The 3220-nt window shown below is 47.7% G+C and carries 1 protein-coding gene; it reads right to left on the bottom strand.

All coding sequences use genetic code 11. The features are described from left to right. Window positions 1-3220: tetratricopeptide repeat protein (locus ACUVJL_RS20955; RefSeq protein WP_445247600.1), on the bottom strand; the 3220-nt coding region annotated here is incomplete at both ends.

Consider the following 3220-nt stretch of genomic DNA (forward strand, 5'->3'; position numbering starts at 1 on the left):
ATCGAGTGCCTCTTCGTATTTACCCCACTGCCGATAGCAAACTGCCATCAACAACCAAGAGTTAGCAACATCTTTTTCCTGGCCCAATTGCTGATAGAGTTCTTGGCTTTGTTGGTGATGGGCGATCGCTTCTTCATATTTCCCCCAATCTTGGTAGATTCCTCCCAATTGAAAATAGGCAGAGGCAATGTTGGGTAGATCGTCGAGTTGCTGACGCAGGGCTAAACATTGTTGTGCGGTATCGAATGCCTGTTCGTATTTCCCCCACTGCCGATAGCAATATGCCAAGTTATACCACTGGTTTGCAACATTGTTTTCCTTACCCAACTGCTGATAGAGTTCTTGGCTTTGTTGGTGATGGGCGATCGCTTCTTCATATTTCCCCCAATCTTGATAGATTTTTCCCAAGTAGTAGTATGCAGACGCAATAGCGATATTGGGTAGCTCTTTAAGTTGCAGAAATAAGGCTAAATTATGTTGTTGAGCTGCGAGTGCTTCTTCATATTTTCCCCACTGCTGATAGCAACGAGAGATTATGTTCAATACACCAACACTAAAAAAATTATCACCAAAATTTTGACGGCAGAAATCGAAGCTTTCACGAGTATACTCCAATCCAATGTTCGACTTGTTTAAATACTGAAACATTTCGAGGTTTGGTTGGTAATCAAAAATTCTATCTTTGATTTTGTTTACCCGCTGAAATACCTCAAGACTTTGTTGATAATTTAAAATCGCCTCCTCGTACTTCTCACAGGCTTGAAAAATCCATCCCAACATAAAATAGGCATCAGCAGTATCAAATGTATCGTCGAGTTCCTGGCACAGGGTTAAATTTTTCTGTTGGGCATAAAGTGCTTTTTCATAGTTGCCCCACTGATAATATATTATTGCTATCCATTTCCAGCAGCCACAAACTAAAATTTCTTTGCCCAACTGCTGGAAAATTTCTCGGCTTTGTTGGTAATGGTCGATCGCTTCTTCGTATTTCCCCCAATCTTGATAGATTCGTCCCAATTGAAAGTAGGCATTGGCAATGCTGGATAGATCGTCGAGTTGCTGACGGAGGGCTAAACATTGTTGTGTGGCATCGAGAGCCTGTTGGTATTTCCCCCACTGCCGATAGCATTCTGCTATCCAGTACCAAGAGCTAGCAATATAAATTTCCTGCTTCAACTGTTGATACAGTTCTCGGCTTTGTTGGTAATATAAAATCGCTTCTTCGTATTTTCCCCAATCTTGATAACTTCTGCCGATACTATAAAAAATACTGGCTTCTGCTTTACAGTTGTTCGCTTGCTGAGACAACTCTATTGCTTTCTGGAGACACTCTAGTGACTGCTGGTATTGCTGATGCGCTCGATGACAGACTCCCCAGCTTTGCGACAAAAGGAATAACTCAGCAGCATGGGAACATTGCAACTTTCCCCAACTTTGCTGATAGTAATTCAAACCCCGATCGTAATCTTCTTTTTTCTCGCAGGCAATGGCGATCGCCCATTCGATAAAACCTCCTAGATCGCAATCCCCCCGCTCTGCTAGAGTTTGTAACAGGGAAATTGCCCGATCGTACTTTTCCGATCGCAAATAAGACAATCCGGTCATAAATTTTAAGGCTTGTCGGCGATCGGAATTGCAGATTGCATCCTCCAAACCGCGTTCCAAAGCAGGAGTCATCTCTACTCCCAATTCCGAGACTAAATTGAGAATTCCTTCAAACAACGATGGCGTTAACTGTTTTACGATGCTCGTCACGCCTGCAATTAAACCTTCTCCCGCTTCCCCACAAACCACATACAGCATCGCCACCCGCGCCTTGTTTTGCCGTTCTTGAGACAGCCGCTCATCTTCTGCTGCTTGTTGCAATCGGTTTAAAACCTGCTGATTAAAGACCTCAATTCCCCGCAGCAGCCGCAACAAATCCTGAGTTGGCTCATTTGCAAAATCATCCCCATCCAATCCCAAATAAGTCAGTACAAGCCTCTCCACCTGCTGCCGACAGAATTTGGGCGTAACTTTGATTTCTGCCAATACCTGCCCCACAAACAGCAAATCCTGCCACAGCGAATCGGACTCCTGCGGGGCTGCCTCTGCCGATGGATACCACACCAGCACTCGATTAGCCCCCGCCTCTTTCAGCCGCATCTCCTTCCCAGCAATATCCGGTTGATAGTCGGCTAAATTGCCAAACAACTGTTCCAACAACCGATTCACTCGTTGGCGGTCCGCACTCAAATACCCCAACGCCAGCAAAATCGGCTCGTTCCACCGTGCCTGATAGCGATAGGTGTTGATAATTTTCAAAATGTCGGGAATCTCGTTGTCGGCAATGTACCGCGCCGCATAATATTCCTCAAACGTCAGGTGCATAAACCCATACACCGCCGGAGCTCGTTCTACAAATAGCCCCGTCGTCTCCCGCACCTTCCGCAAAAACTGTCGCACCAGTTCCAGTGCCTCCGGTTCCTCCACCCCCTGTAATTCCGCCATTTTGGGCGTTAACCAGGCTTCCACCTCTGCCTGCGTCACCAACCCAGAGGGCTTCTCCTCGTGCATCTGGAACGCCAGAGGAGCCAGCAATGCGGTCACTTCCTCTTCCACCAGCGAAAGTTGCCTCTGCTGTACCCCATAGGAAATGTTACGCCCAAACTGCCAATCCTCAATCAGCGTCTTGGTTGCCAAGTGATACAATTCCACCCGTCGCTGCGGCATTTGAGTGCCGTTGCGATGAATCAGCGCCAAAATCGTCAGCAGCAGCGGATTGGTGGCAAATCGATTCACTCCCGGCTTAGTTTCGATCGCCTGCAAAATGCCCCCCGCTTCTCGTTTGGCCTCTCGTTCGTTCAAACTAACATCGGCTTCCGGACGTTGCGCCTCTTCGATGGCCCGACACCAGCGTTCCAGAAACAGCTTGATTTGGGCATTGCCCATCGGCGTAATCGTGAACTCTCGAAACCGACTGCCCAGCGAAGCTTCCTGATATCCGGCAATCCGGCTGGTGATGACAAACTTATTCTCGCCGTAGTCTTTCACAAATAGATCGATCTGCTGCACCACCTGCACCCGATTTGCTCGATCGAAAACCTCATCCAACCCATCCATCAGCACCAAACAATCCCCCGCCGCCATCTTTGCCAGCAACAAGTCCGCAACCGCATCGCCATTACCTTGATCGCGATCGCACTCCCACTGGCGATAAAACTGCTTCAGGTACTCCACC

The organism is Microcoleus sp. OTE_8_concoct_300, from assembly GCF_031383065.1.
Lineage (GTDB): Bacteria > Cyanobacteriota > Cyanobacteriia > Cyanobacteriales > Microcoleaceae > Microcoleus.